Consider the following 3,090-nt stretch of genomic DNA (forward strand, 5'->3'; position numbering starts at 1 on the left):
AAACGGAAAGCGCGACACGAATAAAACAGGTATAGCTGAGCAAGGCGGGAAAATCATTGTGGTGATATTTCCAAAGATGCTCCAGATAAAAATGTTTAAAATCCTGGTAATGTGACAGATGAAAGAGGATCAGGATAGCCATGATTTCACTGGGATACATGCGACCTTGTCGGCGGCGTAGACGGTATCCGTTATCAAGACAAAACTGCGTCCACTGAGGGATGAAAAAACGGCAAAAATCGTCGACATCGCAGAAAATTTCCACTAACTTATCCATAGCCTGTTCCTCCCCGGAGCTGTTTTCGGCGTTCACCAAAACTTTGCTCCCGGAACAGGCTTCTCGTCAATTTCTTATCCAGAACTCAGGTTAATTAGTTTGTCACCAATGGCTTGATTCAGGTATTTATCGGCCGCATTAAGATACTCTGTCCGGCGGGTGTTACCAATTCCCACAGGGTTTCGTTTGTTAGCTGTGCCGTTCAAGCCACCCAACTGTTCAAATCGCCGTTGTTCTAATCCTCTGGCGGTATCTTTACCTACTTGTCCATAACCTTCATAGAAAACTTCGGGTGGTTTTCCACCAAAACGTTCAAAGTTGCCATTATATCGATACTTGACAACATCTGTCCCTGTTTGTTGTCCCTGCATACTGGCATACCCCACATATGGTTTGCCGGTAGCAGCATCCATCCCTTGATAGGTAATATGGGTGGCTGTGGTCGGGTTACTTGCCAAACCCCATGAATCAATCCACGTCACTGGATTCAGTACAACAAATTCAGTGAAATATTCATGTTCTTGCCTTAATGATGTGATAGACAATGAAAGCGATAGAGAAGTTATAACAGGGAGGTTAATGTGTTCTATTAATTTTGGTGGCTAGTATCTTTTGGTGTGAAAAATGTAGCATTGTTGAACAAAACAACACTATACTCGCTTAACTTGAAGATGCAGGATTCAGAATCTGGAAGTTGTCATTAATACGGCGCAACAGCCTCCCGGCAAGTTCCGGTAATATTTCCGTAAAGAAGCGATGTATTGCCTGCCTGAACAAGGCCGTCGAGGCGAAATAATGGTTATTTCTGACCTGTTCACTCATCACCTTCCACAGCCTTTCTATCAGGTTCAGATTCGGGCTGTATGGCGGTAAGTCATGAAGGTCAATATTCATTACATAAACCCAGTTTTTCACCAGCCTGCTCCAGTGGTAACCAGCTCCGTCAAGGATAATATGAACCTTCTGACTGACCGGATAGGTTTCACTCAGGGCAATGAAGAACTCGGCGATGTGATAACTATCGATACGGTCATATTCGCGTACCACTGTTTTACTAATATCGGCCAGATTTAGGGCCCCCATCAGGTTCAGACGGGTACGGCTTCCCGTGGTTTTCACTACGTTTTCTGGCCCTTACGCATCCAGCCATAAGCCAGTTTCGTCCCCTGCGTGGGATGGACGCCATCAATGAACAGGATGGGTTCATTGTCTCCGGCTTCCTGCTTGAGTTTCCCGCAGGTTTCTATAAAGGCCCGCTGCTGTTCTGCGTTGAACTTGTGCGGCATGCCGGTCGGTTAATGAGATGGTCACCCCCACCCTGTGAGAGGTACGCTAGCAGGGTATTTTATTTTAGAGGGAACCATCATGCAAAACGTTACGCTTATTGGTATCGATCTCGGTAAACATTCCTTCCATGTCCACTGTCAGGACAGGCAGGGTAACGCCCTGCTGCGTAAGAAGTTTTCCCGCACTCAGTTTATTAATTTTCTCGGTTCCTGCAAGGCTGCAACCGTAGTGATGGAGTCCTGCGGTGGGGCGCACTTTATGGCTCGCCGGATCGCTGATTTAGGCCATGAGGCAAAGCTGACTTCTCCGCAGTTCGTCCGTCCTTTTGTTAAGAGTAACAAGAACGATTTTGTCGATGCTGAAGCTATCTGCGAGGCAGCTTCCCGGCCCTCCATGTGCTTTGTGCCCCCCCGCACAGAAGACCAACAGGCGATGGCCGCCCTCCATCGCGTCAGAGACTCACTGATACGGCAACGCGTTAAAACCACCAATCAGATGCACGCTTTTTTGCTGGAGTTCGGCGTCAGTCTGCCGCGCGGTATTGCCGTGATACGACGTCTGGCCGCTGTGCTGGAAGAAAATGACTTTTCGCCTTATCTGGCAAGGGTTCTGAGCAGACTCCACAGTCATTATGTTTACCTCAGCGGAGAAATTGAGGAAGTCGATAAGGAACTGAAAACGCATCTGGCGGAAGATGAAACCGCGCAACGCCTGCTGACCATTCCTGGCGTTGGGCCGGTAACGGCGAGTCTGTTAGCCATGCGGCTGGGGGACGGTAAAAACTATGCCAGCAGCCGTGACTTTGCGGCTTCAACAGGGCGGGTTCCCCGCCAGTACAGCACGGGTGGAAAAACGACACTGATGGGCATCAGCAAGCGGGGTGATAAAAATCTGAGGCGGCTGCTGGTACAGTGTGCCAGGGTCTTTATGCAGCGGCTGGAGCATAATCCAGGGCGTCTGGCAGAGTGGGTGAACAGGCAGCTTGCCCGCCATCACTCGAACGTTGTGGCGTGCGCGCTGGCGAATAAACTGGCCCGAATAGCCTGGGCCGTTACGGCACATCAGACGGTGTTCATTAAATAAAAGAGCCAACGAAAAACGGCGTTAGCTCAGTAAGTTAAGCAGTTACCATCTGGTTTTGCGACGACAGATAATTGATGACATGAACGGCATATCGGCCTGCTGATGAACCTGATATAAAAAATGGCTCTCTGAAGCCGACCGGTTTTTAAGATTCGGCAGGCACGGAACTCATCGTGGCGCGGGCATGACTGCTCACCAGACGCCGAATAGATTTACGCAAGCCCACCATACATCAAAATTTGTGTTGCAAAAACGGGGGTGACCATAGATTTTATAACTGAATCCATTGTGGTGCAGTCATTTATTCATGCCGGGGACGGTGTAACTGATATCTCACGCTTCTTTGACAAGGCGGATAACCGCCTGTGTGGTGGGCAGAAGATTCGCGGTCAGATAAGCGATAAGTTCCTGTGTTTCGCTGAGGTGGCTCTGAGAGCCGCCAT

General features: G+C 49.1%; 2 protein-coding genes and 3 pseudogenes. 1 reads left to right on the top strand and 4 read right to left on the bottom strand.

The window, feature by feature from the left end; genetic code table 11:
- The 3 genes and pseudogenes from OO184_RS24630 to OO184_RS24640 all read right to left on the bottom strand — a co-directional run.
- Positions 1–277, bottom strand: a pseudogene (locus OO184_RS24630) (IS982 family transposase); the annotation flags it as partial.
- 74 nt (positions 278–351) lie between these two features.
- Positions 352–759 carry an RHS repeat-associated core domain-containing protein gene (locus tag OO184_RS24635; protein WP_265381419.1) on the bottom strand — a complete coding sequence of 136 codons (408 nt, stop codon included), beginning with the start codon at positions 757–759 and terminating at the stop codon, positions 352–354.
- Positions 760–937: 178 nt separating this feature from the next.
- A pseudogene (locus tag OO184_RS24640) lies at positions 938–1,572 on the bottom strand (IS630 family transposase); the annotation flags it as partial.
- A 70-nt stretch (positions 1,573–1,642) separates the two neighbouring features.
- On the opposite strand from OO184_RS24640, the gene OO184_RS24645 reads away from it, so the two are divergent.
- On the top strand, positions 1,643–2,647 hold the full coding sequence (locus OO184_RS24645) for an IS110 family RNA-guided transposase (RefSeq protein WP_265381420.1): 1,005 nt from the start codon (positions 1,643–1,645) through the stop codon (positions 2,645–2,647).
- A gap of 300 nt (positions 2,648–2,947) precedes the next feature.
- Here the strand turns inward: OO184_RS24645 and OO184_RS24650 are convergent.
- A pseudogene (locus OO184_RS24650) lies at positions 2,948–3,090 on the bottom strand (IS630 family transposase); the annotation flags it as partial.

Origin of the sequence: Photorhabdus aballayi (assembly GCF_026153155.1) — a bacterium.
Lineage (GTDB): Bacteria > Pseudomonadota > Gammaproteobacteria > Enterobacterales > Enterobacteriaceae > Photorhabdus > Photorhabdus luminescens.